The organism is Exiguobacterium sp. SL-10, from assembly GCF_004337025.1.
Lineage (GTDB): Bacteria > Bacillota > Bacilli > Exiguobacteriales > Exiguobacteriaceae > Exiguobacterium.
The window spans coordinates 1-18,137 of record NZ_SJUP01000006.1 but is presented as its reverse complement, the minus strand read 5'-3'; the positions used below and the strand labels follow the sequence as shown (position 1 = coordinate 18,137).

Sequence of the window (18,137 nt, the reverse complement as noted above, 5' to 3'; positions counted from 1 at the left end):
CAGATTTACATACCAAAAAACCCAAATTTTAAAAAATGGGTCATCAACTGTGAGGATTTTTGCTATAATGTTTTGGTATTGGCACTGTTAAATATTATCTGCGGAATTTTTCCAGTAGTGACTTTAAAAAACAGAGGAGAGAACAGACGAAGATGAAAGAAGAAACAATTTCCCTTGGAGAACTATTCTCCATTTTAAAACGGAGCAAATGGCTCATCGCAAGTTTAGCAATCATTGCGGCGTTAATCGCATTTTTAGTGAGCTCATTCGTCATTAGTCCAACATATGAAGCATCGACACAAGTCTTAGTTGCACCGAAAGAGACACAAAACAACATGATTGATAGCAGCCAAGTTCAGTCGTCGGTCGCACTTGTAAACACATACCGGGTCATCATTCAAAGTCCAGCTATTTTAGAGCAGGTTCAAGAAAATGTAATTGGTGCCCCTGATAATATTGCAAACTTAATCACAGTCAACAGCGAACAAAACTCGCAGGTCATCAACATTAAAGTTCAACATACGAACCCGGTGCTCGCCACCGATATCGCCAACGAAATCAGCACTGTGTTCGCGGAAGAAGTCAGCGAATTAATGAGCGGTGTTGACAACGTTAAAGTCCTCTCGAATGCCTCGGTCCCGATGTCGCCAGTGAAACCGAACATCTTATTGAACACGGCCATTGCGACAGTTCTTGGGATGATGATTGGTGTGGCTATGGCATTTTTGAGAGTAATGCTCGATCGTCGGATTAAAACAGAACAAGACGTCGAAACGATTTTGGAACTTCCGGTTCTCGGATCGATTCCTGTCATCGATAAAGTCGAAATGCGTCAACAACGTCAAGCTAACGTGAAAGGTGAACGAGTCCATGTTTAAGTTCGGAAAAAAGAAACATAAGCATACCCAATACGACAAGTCAGGTCGTGAGTTGATTACGGTGTTAAAACCGAAATCGCCGATCTCTGAACAATACCGTACGATCCGCACGAACTTAGAGTTCACGGCAGTCGATGACGAGTTGCAGACGATGGTCATTACATCTTCTTCGTCTGGTGAAGGAAAATCGACGACGTCGTCAAATCTCGCGGTTGTGTATGCCCAACAAGGGAAACGAGTGTTACTCGTCGACTGCGACATGCGTCGTCCGACGGCTCACTTCACATTCCGTTTGTCGAACGGGATTGGTCTATCGACAGTATTGGCCAAAAAAACGACGGTCGATAAAGCGACACACACGACACAAATCGAGAACTTAGATTTGATTGCGGCAGGACCGATCCCACCAAACCCATCAGAGCTATTGTCGTCGAAGATGATGGATCGTGTACTAGAAGAATTAAAAGCGAACTATGACGTCATCATTTTAGATGCGCCTCCGATGATGCAAGTGGCAGATACGCGCCTCTTGGCCCGCAAAGTCGACGGTGTCGTCCTCGTCGTCGGTTGTGATAAATCGGACCGTCAAATGGTCGTCAAAGCAAAAGAACAACTCATTTTGGCAGATGCACATATCCTCGGTGTCGTCTTGAACAAGCGCGAACCACAAGGCAGCGACGACCATTATTACTATTACGCATATGAATAAGAAGGAGAGCACGCCATGATTGATATCCATTGTCACTTATTACCGGCCGTCGATGACGGTCCGGAAACAGTCGAACAAGCGGTCGAAATGGCGAAGCGCGCAGTAAGTGAAGGGGTGACTGCAATCGTAGTCACCCCCCACGCGTTTCAGCCGCAGTTTGATACAAGTCAGCTTGATGTCGCAAGTGCTGTGACAAAACTACAAAACGTACTCAGACAAGAAAACATCAAGCTCGATTTGTATCCGGGACAAGAGATTCGGATCTTCGGTGATTTGATTGACTCGTTAGAGCAAGGAAAGGCGTTATCGCTTGCTGGATCTCGTTACGTGCTCGTGGAGTTTCCGAGTGACTCGGTACCAGCCTACGCCGAACAGCTCTTCTTCGACCTTCAGACGGAAGGCTATACGCCGATTATCGCCCATCCAGAACGGAATAAAACGTTCGCGACCAACCCGCAGCGACTAATGGATTTTGTTTCGTCTGGGGCGCTGTCACAAATTACGACAAGTAGTTTGACCGGAGCATTCGGAAATAACGTCAAAGACCTCGCATTCGCGTTTCTTCGTAACGGCTTGAGCCACTTGATCGCATCAGATGCGCATAGCACGGGGCGACGAACGTTTTATTGGACGGAAGTCGAGAAGGTCGTGCGGGATGAACTCGGTGCGGACAAATGGGAGAATTATGTCATCAATGCAGAGGCAGTCATCAAGGATGATTTTGTATTCATCGACCCCCCGACATTGCCGATAAAGAACTGGAGAGGCAAATGGAAAAAGTGAGTTGTTCTAGATTTCGCTGAAATTCATTGACTTAATTGGTTAAAAATAGAGAAAGTGTCGACAACTGTCGAACGATTTTAGGTTTATTTTACTCCTCATATGTTTTTATATTAGGTCTAAAGTGATAATCTGAAAATATAATTTTGAAGGGATGTAAGTTACATCCTTTTTTCTATGAATCAGACAGATAATATATATTTATTTATAGAGGAGGAACATCATGGCAAGTAAAGTAGTGAAAAAAGCTGTGATTCCAGCTGCAGGATTAGGGACACGTTTTTTGCCGGCAACAAAAGCGATGCCGAAAGAAATGTTACCAATCGTTGATAAACCAACGATTCAATACATCATAGAAGAAGCTGTTGAATCTGGCATTGAAGATATCCTAATCGTCACGGGCAAGGGTAAACGAGCTATTGAAGATCACTTTGATTCGGTACCTGAACTTGAACAAACATTGATCGAAAAAGGAAAATCTGAGTTTCTTAAACTAGTAGAAGAAACAACAAACATTAATATACATTTTATCCGGCAGTCAAAGCCGATGGGTTTAGGTCATGCAGTATTGCAGGCAAAGGCGTTTGTTGGAAATGAACCATTTGTCGTTATGCTCGGAGATGATATTGTTCAGGCGGAAATCCCTTGTACGAAGCAATTAATCGAACAGTATGAAAAGACGGAGAGCTCAATCATCGGTGTGCAACCAGTTTCACGTGACGTAACGCACCGTTATGGGATTGTTGATCCGCAGTCATCACTTGAAGGCGGTTTACATAAAGTTGAATCTTTTGTTGAAAAGCCGGCACCAGGTACAGAACCATCGAACTTGGCCATTTTGGGTCGATATTTGTTTACTCCTCAAATATTTAACTTTTTAGAAACACAAGTCCCGGGAGCGGGTGGTGAAATCCAATTGACAGATGCGATTACGCGCTTGAATGAAGTTGAGCGTGTATATGCTTACGAATTCAATGGCAAACGCTATGATGTTGGAGAAAAGTTAGGATTTATTCAAACAACTCTTGAATTTGCATTAAAGAGGGATGATCTCCGAGAAGATGTATTAAAAATGATGACCGAACTGATGGAAGAACAATCTTCTTTGAATCCAGTGAAATAAGGAGGAAATCAGATGTCTATTCCTGAGTTAAGTCGAAAATCATTTCGAACAAGTGTACTAGTAGTTCTTGATATTATTGCTATTTTATCTTCCATGTTCGTCACATACTTCTTTTTGTATCCAATTGAGTTTATTGAAAATGTAGATCGTAATCACTTTGTAGAGTCTGCTTTACTATATAGTGCACTATTCATCGTGATGGCCGGTATCAGTCGTCTTTATCGAGTCGCATGGCGTTTTGCGAGTATGTCAGAAGCGATTCGTCTTGCGGTAACTCTTATGATGAGCACGTTGACTTTGTATGTCCTTCAATTTGCTGTTTACGGTGAAGCAATGGAAAGAATGTTATTCCTTAGTTTTTGCCTCTCTCTTTTACTCTTAGGGGGCATTCGTCTAGGTTCACGGATTTACGTGACGTGGAAGCAGGATCGTCGACTAGTTCTAGGCGGTAGAAAAATGAAACGTCGTAAATCTGAAAAGCGGACATTGATTGTGGGTGCCGGGCAAGCTGGTCGCATGCTAGTCCGTCAAATCAATCAATCTGATAATCATCGTATGAATCCAGTTGGATTTATTGATGATAACAGTCACCTTCAGAATCTGACTGTTAACGGTGTGAGAGTGTTAGGAACGCTCGAACAATTGGAAAGTGTTGTCGAGAATCATGCAATTGATAAAATTGTATTCGCTATTCCGTCTATGAGTTATCAGGATCGACTTGCGGTTATTAAACGAGCAAAAGCACTCTGTACGAATGTGCATACGCTACCCATGATTGAGGAAGTTGCAGCCGGAAAGGTGGCTGTTAACCAAATGCGTCAAGTATCAATTGATGATCTTCTTGGCCGTGAACCGGTTGAACTTGATATTTCAGGGATTCAATCAGAAGTGGAAGGTAAGACAGTCCTGGTTACAGGCGCAGGGGGATCGATTGGATCAGAAATTTGCCGACAAATTTTGAAATTTAGTCCAGAACGCCTTCTCCTATTAGGTCATGGGGAGAATAGCATCTATTTAATCGAACGTGAACTCCGTGAACTCAATTTAGACGTCGATTTGATTCCAGTTATTGCTGACGTGCAGGACGTAGAACGGTTGCGTGAAGTGTTTATGACACATTCACCGCATTTAGTTTTCCATGCAGCGGCTCATAAACATGTACCTTTAATGGAAGCAAATCCACATGAAGCTGTTAAGAATAATATCTATGGTACTAGAAATGTCGCTGAGATGGCAGATGAGTTTGGTGCAAATCGATTTGTTATGATTTCAACGGATAAAGCCGTCAATCCAACGAACGTGATGGGATCAACAAAACGTATTGCTGAAATGGTCGTTCAAAATTTAGCGAAAACGAGCCAAACAAAGTATGCTATTGTCCGTTTTGGAAATGTATTAGGGAGTCGGGGTTCTGTCATCCCGTTGTTTAAAACGCAAATTGAAAAAGGCGGACCGGTTACTGTCACACATCCTGATATGACCCGTTATTTTATGACGATTCCTGAAGCAAGCCGTCTTGTCATTCAAGCTGGGACTTTAGCCGATGGCGGAGAAGTATTCGTCCTTGATATGGGTGAACCGGTGAAAATCGTAGATTTAGCTCGTAATATGATTAAACTGAGTGGCTTTACAGAAGAACAAATTTCAATTGAATTTAGTGGGATTCGTCCAGGTGAAAAAATGTTTGAAGAGCTGTTGAAAGAAGGAGAAGTTCATCCTGAGGCAGTCTATCCGAAAATCTTTACAGGTATTGTTACCGAAGAATCGGACTTGAAAGGGAAACTTTCAAGAATGAATGAGTTAAAGACGAGTGAAGCGCTCGGTCTGTATCTCGTCAACTGGGCAAATGATTGTCTCGATTCGCTTAAGCATGATCACCTTAAAGAAACAGTTTGAATAATGGAGTGTGAATAATGAGGTATATTGAACACAAGCGAAAAATTGATTTGATGCTGTCATTGATTGGACTGGTTGTACTTGCCCCTTTATTTATTGGGATTATGATTGCAATTAAACTCGAGTCGAAAGGTCCGGTCTTTTTCAAACAAAAACGAGTTGGTCTTCATCGGTCACACTTTAATATTTTGAAGTTTAGAACAATGCGAATAGATGCTCCCAAAGACACCCCAACACATCTATTAGGTGACCCGGAACAGTACATTACAAAAATCGGTAAATTCCTTCGTAAAACAAGTTTAGATGAATTACCGCAAATCGTTAATATCCTAACAGGAGAGATGTCTGTAATTGGTCCACGGCCCGCATTGTGGAATCAATATGATTTGATTGAAGAAAGAGAAAAGTATGGAGCTAATGATATTCTTCCAGGTCTTACGGGATGGGCTCAAATTAATGGGAGAGACGAACTGCCAATTGAGGTGAAGGCTCAGTTAGACGGTGACTATGTCAAAAATTTGTCTTTTAAAAAAGACATACAGTGTTTTATAGGAACAGTACTCAGTGTATTAAAGAGCGAAGGGGTATTAGAAGGGGGCACTTCCTCTATGATTAAAGAAGTTGCTTCTGCAAAAGAAAAAGATAAGTAAATCGTTTCGACTTTAATAATGATTTAGGTATGTGAAGTACGCCAATTATTATTGATTAGGAATGACGAAAGGGTTAAATAAAAATGAATAAATACCATGGTATTCCGAATTTGGTATCAATTATTATGCCATCTTACAATTGTTCAGATTACATTGAAGAAACTATAAATAGTGTACTAGCGCAGACTTATGTAAATTGGGAGTTAATTATAGTAGATGATTGTTCAAGTGATGACACTCTAGAAATATTAAAAAAAGTTCAAGATAAAGATAATAGGATAATTGTTCATCAATTAGAAATGAATTCTGGAGCAGCGGTGGCAAGGAATAAAGCATTAGAAAAGGCTCAAGGAGAGTATATTGCTTTTTTAGATAGTGATGATCTTTGGAGTCCGAATAAATTAGAACTTCAAATTAACTTTATGAAAAACAATAACTATATTTTTACTTGTACGTTTTATGACAAAATTAACGAAAACGGGGCTTCATTAAACAATATTATAGCTTATAAATTTAAAGCCGATTATAATGATGTTTTAAAAAATTGTCCTGGGAATTCTACTGTTATTTATAACGCGACTGCCATTGAAGAAAAAAAATATATAACTCCTATAAAGAAAAGAAATGATTATCTCATGTGGTTAAATCTTATGAAAAAAGTAGACTATTTATATTGTTTAGAAGAAGTATTATCAAGTCACAGAATAAGAGAAAACTCATTATCAAAAAATAAATTTAGTTTAGTTAAGTATCACTGGAGGATATATAGAAAATTAGAAAAGATTGGATTAATAAGATCTCTTTATTTGACTTTTTATTGGATTCTAAAACCGATTATTAAGAAAATAAAACTTACTTGAAAAGTCATTTTCATAATCTTATAAGGTGGAATTTGTAATGAAAGTAGAAGTTTTAGTTGCAACAATGAAGCAATCTTCCTTTGACCTGGCCCGAAAAATGAATATACAAACCGATGCCATAATAATAAATCAAACTGATAGTATAAGTTATGAATATATTTTATTTAATGATAAAAAAATTCGATTTTTTTCATTCGATGAAAGAGGAGTAGGTTTAAGTAGAAATTCTGCCTTAATGAGATCAGAAGGTGATATTTGTTTAATGGCGGATGACGACATGGTTTATGACCATAACTATGAAAAAGCAGTTATTGAGGCGTTCAATGCTAATCCCAAAGCAGACGTAATATTATTTGATGTTTCTGTAGAAGATTCCCGAGGAGTAGTAAAGAACAAAATCAAAAAAAGTAAAAAGATTGGATTTCACAATTATATGAAATTTGGAACTGTTAATATTGCCTTCCGAAGAAATAAAATTCTTAAAGAAAATTTGTATTTTTCTTTATTATTTGGTGGAGGAGCAAAATACGGTTCGGGTGAAGATACTCTATTCTTAACAGAGTGTTTAAAAAAAGGTATTAAAATTTATGCGCATCCGAAAATTATTGCACACATTAAGTATCGCCCTTCATCTTGGTTTGAAGGATACACAGAGAAGTTTTTTTTAGATAAAGGAGCCCTTTTTGCTGCTATTTCTCCTAAAATTTCATACCTAATAGCTGCTCAATTCCTTTTCCGAAAAAAAAGTATCGTAGAAAACTTAGGAAAGAAAAAAGTATGGGGATTGTTATGTCGGGGAATTAAGGAATTCTCGGAAGGTAACCAATAATGATTTTACAGAGGTCTTAATTATGAATAATAATAATTTAAACACATGGATAATTATTACGTTTATTTATGCGTCATCTATATCTATACTTTTTTTTCAACTTTCAAGTCCATTTTTAATTAAAAGTATGATTATCGTGATACTTTTGATATTAACCGTAATATTTAATACACAAAAAATGAATAGATATTTCTTAGGGTATCTTATAGGCTTAATAATCATTATCGGAGTTAATGCTTTGTTTGTTGAAAATCCAATGTACGTCCTAGGTGATGGAATTAATTTATTAATTTATAGTACTATTCCACTTTATATTTTTAGCACTCAATCAATTCGAATTGAAGAATTATTGATGAAATGGCATAAAGTGGCAATGGGGTTCACCTTGTTAATGCCTATTTATTATCTTCTTAGGATGAACTACGTTATTACTTACTATGAAATTGGATTGTTAGCATACTATAACATTTTAGCCATTTTTATATATAATAAATTTAAAAAATCATATTTAAATTTATTCATGGGTGTAGTGAATCTAATGATATTAGGAATATTAGGATCAAGGATGGTGTTCGTCTCATCAATTCTGTCCATATTTGTTATTTTTTTGGTTTTTTCCTCTAAGAAAAAACTATCATATTATATTAAGTTTTTTTCAGTAGTTTTTACTTCTTTAATAGTTTTCACAAATTTATTGGGTCTTCTTAATGCCTTAAATGTTTCACTTATGAATCGTGGAATTAACTCTCGAAATTTATCTCTATTTATCCAACAGCTTCAAGGAACCGCCACAAATGATAGTATCTTAAGTGGGAGACAAGAAATTTATCCTTTAGTTATCGAATACATTAAAGAAAATGGTTTTTTTCCATCAGGTTTCGGAGTGGCGAGAACTTTAACACAAGGAAAGTATTATCATTCTCATAATTTTATAACCGAAATAATTCTGATTTTTGGATTCTTCGGTTTAGTACTTCTTGGTGCTTTAATTTTATTTCAAATATATAAAAATAAAAATAGATTGAAAATATTAGCAAAGAGTACAGATATGAAAGTTGCATTAGTATTACTTTCATCTTTTTTGTTTCGATCTATAACTGGAACTCACTTTGTTACTGATGTGATTTTTTTAATTTCTATTGCAATATTACTAAGCCTTTTTGCTGTAAACGGAGTTTATAACAGAACGATTAAAGGAGTTATTTAATATGAAAGTAACTTTCATAAGTTTTATGGGGAGTAAAAATTTAGGTGACTTACTAATTGTAAATCAATTAGAAAAAAAGTTGTTATATGATTGTAGTATAGAAAAATATGATTTTAATTTACGTAAATATGTTAGTAATGATAATCAAATACAATTAGAATATCCGTATATTGAGAACATGAAAAAAAGAAAGTTAAAACAATTTTATAATGATAATTTAAGAAAAAAAACTTTTCTAGATTTACTTCATACTTTAAGAGTTAAAAAGCAAATTGATTTTAATGTTGATAATTCAGATTTTGAGTTAGATATTCAAAATAGTGATTTTGTATTAGTTGGTGGAGGAAATGCAATTTTTGATTTGACCCCACATTCGGACTCGGCTTACAAATTCAAAAAAATAATTGAAATAGCCAAAAAATATAATAAAAAAGTTTTTGTGACTTCTATCGGAATCGGTCCGTTTCAAAATGAAAAGCAACTAAAAAATACGAGAGAAATTTTGTCTCAAGCCTATAAGGTTACTCTGCGGGATGAAAAATCTTATCAATATATCAAGGACATTTCAAATAAACCTGTATTATCCATTGATCCTGTTTTTTTAATGGATGAAAATCAAATACAGAATCCTAAAGTCGCAGATGAAAAATTAACAATAGGAATTTGTATTATCGATTTGTTGCTGAATAAAGTGGAGGAAGGCATTAATAAGGATTATTTAAGCAATTTGCAAAGAATAATTAAAAAATTGTCTAATAACTACCAAATTATTTTATTTTCAACAGAGCATAAAGATTATGCAGCTGTAGACTTTGTTTATGAACAATTAAAAAGTAATCACGCTATTAAAAAAGTAGAATTAAAGAATTTTGATGATATTAATGAATTGTATCGAACTATTGATTTTTTAATCGGTGCACGTATGCACTCACTTATAATAGCAGCTGCTAAAGGTGTACCTTTTGTTGGATTGTCATGGCAGGATAAAGTTGATCAAATGTTTAAAATGATTGAATCAACAAATGACGTTTTCGATATTAATAGTTTGAAAATTAAGGACGACTTATTATTACAACGCGTAAGAGAAAAAATAAGTGATTTAGAGTCTGAGAAGATTAAATTAAAAAATATTAAAACAAATAATGAATTACTTTTCAAAGAAAACATTAGAATAATTAATGAATTGAAAGATTCGATTAAGGTATAAAATGAGATCGCGTACAGAAAGTCTATTTAAAGATTCACTCATTCTAAGTATTGGAGACTTGGGAAGCAAGCTTCTTATTTTCGCCCTTGTTCCATTCTTTACTTTTTATCTTTCTAGCGTAGAGTATGGAAAATTAGATTTGATTCAAGTAACTATCACTTTGCTAATTCCATTAATCACTTTAAGCGTATATGAAGCTACTTTAAGATTTGTTTTAGATGGAGAAAACGCAAAAGTCGTTTTTAGTAATGGTGCGATTGTAATTGTCTTGGGAGTTATTTTTAGTGGCTTATGTTTAGTCATATACAGTATATTAATGGGAGTTCCTGATTTTTACTACTTAGTTTTTTTTGTTTTCTGTTTAAATATGTTTTACATCTATCTTTTGAATTTTTGTAGAAGTTTAAAAAAATTAAAATTGTATGCACTTAACTCTTTGCTATACTCAGTCTCGTTATTTGTGGGAGTTATTTTTCTTGTAGGTCATTTTCAATATGGGTTACACGGTTTTTTCATTGCCAACATAATTTCCTATTTATTTTCTCTTGCTCATCTTTTTAGAGGGATTAATATAAGAAGCTACTTATCGTTAAAAGTACTTAATTTTAATACGATTATTCAAATGTTATCTTATAGTCTTCCTTTAATGCCTAACTCATTAATGTGGTGGATAATTAACGCTTCCTCTCGATATCTTATATTATTTTATCTAGGTACATCGTTTAATGGTTTATTTGCAGTCTCGAGTAAATTATCTGGAATAATCGCAGTATTTAATTCGATTTTTTTTAAGGCATGGCAACTATCTGCTATTGAGCATAAGGATAGCAAAGATAGTGGAAAGTACAATTTAGTTGCGTTTCAGTATTTCAGTAGTTTCATATTTTTATTAGTAAGCATATTGATTATTATTGTAAAACCTTTGTTTTCAACTTTAGGCGAGGAATATATAAAAGCTTGGAAATACACTCCTCTACTGCTTATTGCAGTAGTCTTCTCAAGTTTATCTTCTTTTTTAGGGACAAACTATATAGTCAATAAGAACACTAAAGATATATTTTATACATCTTTAATAGGGGCGGGCGTTACATTAGTACTAAATGTTTTATTGATACCGATTATGGGTCTTTATGGGGTAGGTTTTTCTTCAATTGCAGGCTTTCTAACTATGTCAATCATAAGGTGGAGGAGTATAGTAGCCTATAAAAAAGAAACAAAAACTCTTCATACTATTCTATTAAATCTAATTTCAGTTTCTATAATTACAATTATCACTTATCTAACTATTCCTTTATATTTTTCTGTCTTTTTATATATTTTAGGATTGATGATAATGATTAAAATCAACAGAAAATTTATATTCTTTATTCTAGCCGTATTAAAAAAAATATTAGAAAAGTTAGTTAGGAGATATTGAAATGAAAATTGCTGTGGCCGGTACTGGCTATGTCGGTCTTTCAATGGCAGTCTTGCTTGCACAACATAACGATGTGATTGCACTGGATATCATGAGAGACAAAGTCGACATGATTAATGCGAAACGGTCTCCAATCGTTGACGCAGAAATTGAAGACTTCTTACAAAATAAAAAATTAAATTTAGTTGCGACAACAGACAACCTGACAGCGTTCAAAGATGCCGAATATGTTGTGATTGCAACGCCTACGGATTATGACCCAGTACGTAACTACTTCAACACGCGTACGGTTGAGAGCGTTATCGCAACCGTTTTAGCAATCAACCCGGATGCAATCATGGTCATCAAATCGACTGTTCCGGTTGGATATACGGATGAAGTCAATGCAAAATTCGATACTGAAAATATCATCTTCTCACCAGAATTCTTGCGTGAAGGTCAAGCGTTGCACGATAACCTTTATCCATCACGTATCGTTGTGGGTGAGCAGTCTGAGCGCGCGGAAGTGTTCGCGAACTTATTAAAAAATGCTGCCATCAAAGAAGATATTACGGTGTTGTTGACTGACTCAACTGAAGCAGAAGCCATCAAGTTGTTCTCGAACACATATTTAGCGATGCGAGTTGCGTTCTTCAACGAACTTGATACGTACGCAGAAGTTCGTGGTCTTGATTCTAAGCAGATTATCGAGGGTGTTGGTCTTGATCCACGGATCGGCTCACACTACAATAATCCATCATTCGGTTATGGTGGTTACTGTTTGCCAAAAGATACGAAACAGCTTCTTGCCAATTATGAGGATGTACCGAACAATATCATTGGGGCAATCGTTGACGCGAACCGTACACGTAAAGATTTTGTCGCTGAGTCGATTCTGAAACAAAATCCGAAGCGTGTCGGTGTTTACCGTCTAACGATGAAGACGGACTCGGATAACTTCCGGGCGTCTTCGATTCAAGGAATCATGAAGCGTATTAAGGCAAAAGGTGTCGAAGTCGTCATCTATGAGCCGGTTCTAAAAGAAGAATCGTTCTACAATTCACCTGTCATCAATGACTTTGAGACGTTCAAAGAGACAGCTGACGTCATCGTCACAAACCGTTTGCATCCAGAACTTGAAGATGTAGCGGATAAAGTTTATACGCGCGATTTGTACAGTCGTGACTAATCATATGGCAGCACGAGGAACAATCCCCGTGCTGCCATATTTTCAATCTTTTAAGTCGTCAACCGCTTCTCGGCATTCTTAGTCCGTTTCATGCAAATGTCGATCAGTCGTTTGGATATGTTTGCGACCGAATAATTTTAAATGAGGAACTGTAGTGACAACAAATATCAACACCCAAAAGGAGAAGAATAACGGCTATTCTCTGTTCAAGGTTAACAAATTTGTTAAAGACTATCGGGTAATGCAAAGATAAGTTTTTATGAAGGAGATCTATACATGAAAAAAGTATTAATCACAGGAGCGAATAGCTACGTCGGTAATGCGTTCAAACAATGGATTGAGGTACATCATGCTAACTCGATTCAAGTCGAGACGGTCGGGATGCGAAGCGGAGAATGGAAAACGATCTCGTTTGATGGATACGATGCGATTTTACACGCTGCGGGGATCGCTCACGTCTCGACGGACAAGAGCATGGAGGACCTATACTATAAAGTGAACACGGATTTGACAGCCGAGGTTGCGGAGAAGGCGAAGCTTGAAGGTGTGAAACAGTTTATCTTCCTCAGTAGCATGATTGTATACGGTGATGCTTCGAATGCTCAAATGATTACCCGAGATACAGTGCCGAAGCCGACAAACTTCTATGGGAATAGCAAACTTCAAGCCGAGAAAAAACTTGAAGCGTTAGCGGATCGAGATTTCCTCATCGCGAATGTGCGTCCGCCGATGATTTACGGAAAGGGATCGAAAGGGAACTATATCAAGCTGGCTAATCTCTCGAAGAAAATCCCGCTCTTTCCGAGCTATCAAAATCAGCGGAGTATGATTCACATCGATAACTTGTCCGAGTTTTTGGCACAGGTCATTCTACATGAAGACCATGGTACGTTCCATCCTCAAAACAAAGAGTATGTCTGTACGTCAGAGCTTGTCTCGACGATTGGGTCTGTGCATAGTAATACGGTCAAAACATTGGGCTTATTCAATGGTGTGATCCGTCAGCTCGTTGACCGAAACGTTACCATCAATAAATTGTTTGGAGATTTCGCATATGCGAAAGAGTTGTCAACATACGAACATGACTACCATGTACGTGATTTCAAAGAAAGTATTATTGCGACTGAAAAGAAATAATATGCGTACTACGAATTCTGATGTCAATAGCGGTTTAAAATTGGTTCTTCCTCACTTTTGGTGAAACGCTTCATCCCTGTGGTTATGTAGACATCGATTTATATTTCAGTAGAACAACGAGCCTCAAGTGACATTCAATATTTTGATGCGCAACAGCTCCAATCCCGCCCGACCATACATTTGGCGTTTGATCGTCTTCAGTCGGTTGACCTGTCCCTCGACCATGCCGTTCGACCAGGGCAACGTCATCCCGAGCCGGATAGCGTCGATGTCCCCTCGTATATAGGTTGCGAAAGAGGCTAGTGGGGCTTCGTTCGCCCTTTGCGCCTGTTCACACCACCATAAGATATCCTGTTCAGACGTCGCTTGATTACGGCCATTGAAATGTACCAGTCTTGCAATCTTATTTACCAAAGAGTGACAAACAATTTACCGGGCGATGCCAAAGTCCCGGCCATCCTTCACATTTCCTCCCTATGATTAAGGTGCACACCCAATGGTGTGACATCGTTACATGGGAGGTTTTTTATGCTTCGTTATTCGACCATCCTAAAACTTAAAGAGCAAGGACTCAGCCTAAGAAGCATCGCAGCGAGCACCGGAAACTCGCGTCAGAAAGTGACGGAGGTGATCGAACGGGCGACAGAAAAAGGCCTGATAGGGCCGTTCGATGATGACATGACCGATAAGTGGATTGAAGAGTTCTTGTTCCCTGAGAGGGCGTTTGAATCGTCCGGGAGACACCCGATCGACTTTGACTATGTACACAGGGAATTAGCGAAGCCGAACGTCACTTTGTCTCTCCTACATCATGAGTACGAAATAGAGTGCCGTACGAACAAAAGAATCCCCTACTCCTATCGGAGTTTCGTGCGACATTACAGTGCCTATGCGAACAAGCACAAGGCCACGCTTCGGATTCGTCGCAAACCAGGCGAGGTGATGGAAGTCGACTGGGCGGGTTCAACCACGTTCATCATCGACCGAGACACGGGAGAAAAGATAAAAGCATACATATTCGTGGCGACATTGCCCTGTAGCCAATTGTCTTATGCCGAGGCGAGCCTCTCGATGGACCTATCGGCATGGATCACGTGCCATAACCATGCCTACAGCTATTTCGGTGGGAGCACCCAGATTCTCATCCCTGACAACCTGAAGACCGGTGTCACGAGAAACACGTCACGTGAACTCATCCTCAACCCGACATACCGAGAGATGGCTGAACATTACGGGACGGTCGTCATGCCTGCGCGTGTGAGCGCGCCAAAGGACAAACCGAGTGTCGAGGGTTCCGTAGGTGTCATCTCGACTTGGATCATCGCCGCCTTGAGGAACTCCCACTGCTTCAGCCTAGAGGAGTTGAACCGTGAGGTTCATGAAAAACTAGAAGAGTTCAACCGTCGTCCGTTCACCCGAAAGCCAGGCAGCCGTCTCTCCGCATTCGAGGAGGAGGAGAAGTTTGCGTTATCGCCACTGCCGAAGCACTCGTACAAACAATCGAGTTGGCGAACCGCGAAAGTCCGGCCGGACTACCATATATCCATCGAGAGCATGTTTTATTCGGTGCCCTATGAATATATCAACTGTCAGGTCGAGGTGCGTCTGACCGAGCAATTGGTCGAGGTGTATTTCAACGAGATGCGGATTGCCTCTCACAAACGGCTGATCGGGCGCTTCGGACAATTGTCGACGAACCGTGATCACATGCCCGACAACCATAAGCTCTACGTCGACCAGACCCCGGAGAACGCAAAAGACTGGGCCGATGGGGTCGGTCCAAACGCCTTGAAAGTGATCGATTTCCTTCTTGACACTGCTCAGACCGAACGCTTGGGACTCCAATCCATCTTCTCGTTGAAAAAGCTGGAGCGACGTTATACCAAGTATGAGATCGAACGCGCCTGTAAGATGATCGTCTCCATGACCAACAGACCGACGGTCAAGGGCATCCAGAGCATCTTGGCGAACAACAAGAAGAGCGACGCCGAGCAGGAGTTGAAACGCAAGATGGAAACTGCCAACACTCACTATGGCTTTATGCGTGGTGCGGCATATTACGGGGGAGCCGATAAAGATGAATGAGCAGACGATTACCAAACTAATCGAGATGAAGATAAACGGAATGGCCGAGGCCTACGAGGAACAGTCATCCAATCGGGAATTTCAACGCATGGACTTTGATGAACGCCTAGCGTTACTCGTTGACTTCGAGCATTCCAGACGAAAGAACGGCAAGCTGCATCGAAGACATCGAGTACCATGCCGACCGTCGATTGAATAAAGAGCAGATCCTCAAGTTAGCGAGCGGCACTTACATCTTGGACGGACATAACTTAATCTTGAAGGGACCGACAGGGTCAGGAAAAACCTATCTCGCGACCGCCTTCGGGGTCTCGGCCTGCCGACAGTCGTTCAAGGTGAGATACATCCGTCTGCCTGAATTATTGGACGAACTGACACTGGCGAAGCTCGCAGCCGACGGAAGCTACCGTCGACTCCTCAAAAAGTATACAAAAGTCGACCCACTCATCCTCGATGAATGGCTATTGACCGACTTGACGACTGACGAGGCGACGATCCTCCTCGAGAATTCCGAGTCGCGCCATAAGACCGTCTCTACCATCTATTGTTCACAGATCGACCCGAGCGGATGGCATCTTCGATTAGGAAACGAGACCATCGCAGAGGCGATCCTCGACCGGATCATCCATGACTCTTATCAAATCATGATCGACGGTGAAATATCGATGAGGGAACGCCATGGCATATCAACACGCTGACGTCCGAGCCATCCAAGTGATGGCTCTTTTCTTCGCACTAGGTGGCTCAGTCGTCCGCAATCGATGGCTCACAATGCCGCAATCCCTTGTCCAACGGACTTTGAGTCACATGATGGTCGACATATGTCACTGAGTGGTACCGAACATGGCATTTGGTGGTAAATAAAATGTCAGAAGCGGTAAAAACTCGTGGCCGTAATCATCGCTTCGCTGAAAAGATTCTTGAACGAACGGACGAGCTCGTTCAATACCTTCAAGAAAGGATGGATGTCCAGTATCTTTATGAGAAGTGGTTTGTTAGAAGGCTCGTCCTCCCAGAGGACTTTCTGGATGATTCGTCGATTGATGTTAATCTCGTGTGGGACTGCTTTTTTCAATCTTGCCACATAAGGTCGAAACGTACTGATTCCACGGAGATATCCTTTCCGTTTCAACGTCCGGTACATCCATTCGGTCGTCCTACCTTGGCGGATCCATCTGACGATGTCTCCCTTGTAGATGTCTGCGCTGTGTCGTCGATGTGACCGACTGATTCTTGGTGGCTCTGTCATCTGTAGGTATCTACGGCACGTCTTTGGGTCGATATGGTGACGTCTGATCAACTCGGAAATCGGAACACCTTGTCTCGCATCCTGTTGTATTGCGAGAATAAGCGTCCATTTTCTTCTTTCAGCGTCTGTCAGTTCACGTTCGGCGTTAAGGCCATCCGGTTCGAGAAGGATTTTTTCGCTATATGGAAGACGTCGCTTCAAGATGTCTTCAATTTTCTTCCCTAAGTTATGAAACAAGTGCCATCGGTCACTCACCTGTTGAATCGTCTCATCGGCCAAACGGATGGCCTCCCGAAACTCCATGGACCCGTCACGTGCCACCACCTGGATGGTGGGATGCGAACGAATCCAAGCACAGACGGTTTTGACATCCCGAGAAGGAAGTAAGGCGATCGGGCGTCGTGTCTCTAGATCACAGATGATTGTCCCGTACTTTTTTCGTTTTCTCCAGGCCCAATCATCAATGCCGACCACGCGAGGGTCAGGCGTTTTCCGATGATGTTGTGAGCGTTTCAACAGTCGGAGTAGCATACTATCGCTGATATTGTTCAAGATACGTTCCAGCCCGATCGCACTCATTCCACTTAAGAGCCTCAGTAGCCCACGTTCTAAACGGATTGTTCTGCGGGAGTGTGGTCGACACAGGGAAGGAAATCTCTCCGTAAAGATGCTTGAGGGACAGCTTGGTTCGTCGCAAAAGAAACGTCTTGCCTGAATCCGTAGCTGCACATCAAATCCGAACACACGCTCATCGTACAATGTCCTGATGTATCGGCTATGGACACGATATGAGCTTTTAGTGCAATGGGGACAGGTGTGAACGCTAGAATAAAATTGACAGTTTTTGCTCGATACGATTTTACACTATTGCCGAAGAATCAGAACAGAACTCCGATAGAGTAGTTGAGGCTATTTTATCTGGAGGGAATGGATTTGGAGGAA

The 18,137-nt window shown here is 39.7% G+C and carries 16 protein-coding genes and 1 pseudogene; 15 read left to right on the top strand and 2 right to left on the bottom strand.

All coding sequences use genetic code 11. The features are described 5' to 3' along the window. The first annotated feature begins 152 nt into the window (after positions 1 to 152). The 13 genes from EVJ33_RS08330 to EVJ33_RS08270 all read left to right on the top strand — a co-directional run bounded on the left by EVJ33_RS08330 (position 153) and on the right by EVJ33_RS08270 (position 13,861). On the top strand, positions 153 to 878 hold the full coding sequence (locus EVJ33_RS08330; RefSeq protein WP_131436204.1) for a YveK family protein: 726 nt from the start codon (positions 153 to 155) through the stop codon (positions 876 to 878). Beyond that, positions 871 to 1,587, top strand: coding sequence for a CpsD/CapB family tyrosine-protein kinase (locus tag EVJ33_RS08325; protein ID WP_131436203.1), 717 nt, complete (start codon positions 871 to 873; stop codon positions 1,585 to 1,587). The genes EVJ33_RS08330 and EVJ33_RS08325 overlap by 8 nt, the downstream gene beginning before the upstream one ends. 15 nt (positions 1,588 to 1,602) lie before the next feature. After that, the gene (locus EVJ33_RS08320) at positions 1,603 to 2,370 is read left to right on the top strand and encodes a tyrosine-protein phosphatase (RefSeq protein ID WP_131436202.1); all 768 of its coding nucleotides are present in this window, start codon (positions 1,603 to 1,605) and stop codon (positions 2,368 to 2,370) included. A gap of 220 nt (positions 2,371 to 2,590) precedes the next feature. Further along, positions 2,591 to 3,490 carry a UTP--glucose-1-phosphate uridylyltransferase GalU gene (gene galU / locus EVJ33_RS08315; RefSeq protein ID WP_131436200.1) on the top strand — a complete coding sequence of 300 codons (900 nt, stop codon included), beginning with the start codon at positions 2,591 to 2,593 and terminating at the stop codon, positions 3,488 to 3,490. Between the two features lie 12 nt (positions 3,491 to 3,502). Beyond that, complete coding sequence (locus EVJ33_RS08310; RefSeq protein WP_131436199.1) at positions 3,503 to 5,386, top strand: polysaccharide biosynthesis protein; 1,884 nt, start codon at positions 3,503 to 3,505, stop codon at positions 5,384 to 5,386. Between the two features lie 17 nt (positions 5,387 to 5,403). Continuing rightward, positions 5,404 to 6,036, top strand: a complete 633-nt coding sequence (locus EVJ33_RS08305) for a sugar transferase (protein WP_034779052.1) — start codon at positions 5,404 to 5,406, stop codon at positions 6,034 to 6,036. A gap of 83 nt (positions 6,037 to 6,119) precedes the next feature. Then, a complete protein-coding gene (locus tag EVJ33_RS08300) occupies positions 6,120 to 6,896 on the top strand; it encodes a glycosyltransferase family 2 protein (protein WP_201739681.1) in 777 nt (258 codons plus the stop codon). A 37-nt stretch (positions 6,897 to 6,933) separates the two neighbouring features. Beyond that, complete coding sequence (locus EVJ33_RS08295; RefSeq protein WP_131436198.1) at positions 6,934 to 7,725, top strand: glycosyltransferase family A protein; 792 nt, start codon at positions 6,934 to 6,936, stop codon at positions 7,723 to 7,725. A gap of 22 nt (positions 7,726 to 7,747) precedes the next feature. Next, the gene (locus tag EVJ33_RS08290; RefSeq protein WP_131436197.1) at positions 7,748 to 8,932 is read left to right on the top strand and encodes an O-antigen ligase family protein; all 1,185 of its coding nucleotides are present in this window, start codon (positions 7,748 to 7,750) and stop codon (positions 8,930 to 8,932) included. 1 nt (position 8,933) lies between these two features. Further along, positions 8,934 to 10,139: a polysaccharide pyruvyl transferase family protein gene (locus EVJ33_RS08285; protein WP_131436196.1), complete on the top strand. Its 1,206-nt coding sequence runs from the start codon at positions 8,934 to 8,936 to the stop codon at positions 10,137 to 10,139. 1 nt (position 10,140) lies between these two features. Continuing rightward, positions 10,141 to 11,556, top strand: a complete 1,416-nt coding sequence (locus tag EVJ33_RS08280) for a lipopolysaccharide biosynthesis protein (RefSeq protein ID WP_131436194.1) — start codon at positions 10,141 to 10,143, stop codon at positions 11,554 to 11,556. 1 nt (position 11,557) lies between these two features. Further along, positions 11,558 to 12,724 (top strand): nucleotide sugar dehydrogenase, encoded by a 1,167-nt coding sequence (locus EVJ33_RS08275; RefSeq protein ID WP_131436192.1) that lies wholly within the window; start codon positions 11,558 to 11,560, stop codon positions 12,722 to 12,724. A 276-nt stretch (positions 12,725 to 13,000) separates the two neighbouring features. Beyond that, a complete protein-coding gene (locus EVJ33_RS08270; protein WP_131436190.1) occupies positions 13,001 to 13,861 on the top strand; it encodes an NAD-dependent epimerase/dehydratase family protein in 861 nt (286 codons plus the stop codon). A gap of 123 nt (positions 13,862 to 13,984) precedes the next feature. Here EVJ33_RS08270 and EVJ33_RS08265 read toward each other — a convergent pair whose 3' ends face one another. Beyond that, positions 13,985 to 14,275 carry a transposase gene (locus tag EVJ33_RS08265; protein ID WP_161566917.1) on the bottom strand — a complete coding sequence of 97 codons (291 nt, stop codon included), beginning with the start codon at positions 14,273 to 14,275 and terminating at the stop codon, positions 13,985 to 13,987. A 114-nt stretch (positions 14,276 to 14,389) separates the two neighbouring features. Here EVJ33_RS08265 and istA point away from each other — a divergent pair, with 114 nt between their 5' ends. Both istA and EVJ33_RS08255 read left to right on the top strand, forming a co-directional pair. After that, positions 14,390 to 15,946, top strand: coding sequence for an IS21 family transposase (istA, locus tag EVJ33_RS08260; protein ID WP_131436188.1), 1,557 nt, complete (start codon positions 14,390 to 14,392; stop codon positions 15,944 to 15,946). Further along, positions 15,894 to 16,644: pseudogene (locus tag EVJ33_RS08255) on the top strand (ATP-binding protein). Before istA ends, EVJ33_RS08255 begins: the two are co-directional and overlap by 53 nt. A 170-nt stretch (positions 16,645 to 16,814) precedes the next feature. Here EVJ33_RS08255 and EVJ33_RS08250 read toward each other — a convergent pair. Continuing rightward, on the bottom strand, positions 16,815 to 18,053 hold the full coding sequence (locus tag EVJ33_RS08250) for an ISL3 family transposase (RefSeq protein WP_131436186.1): 1,239 nt from the start codon (positions 18,051 to 18,053) through the stop codon (positions 16,815 to 16,817). Positions 18,054 to 18,137: the final 84 nt, after the last annotated feature.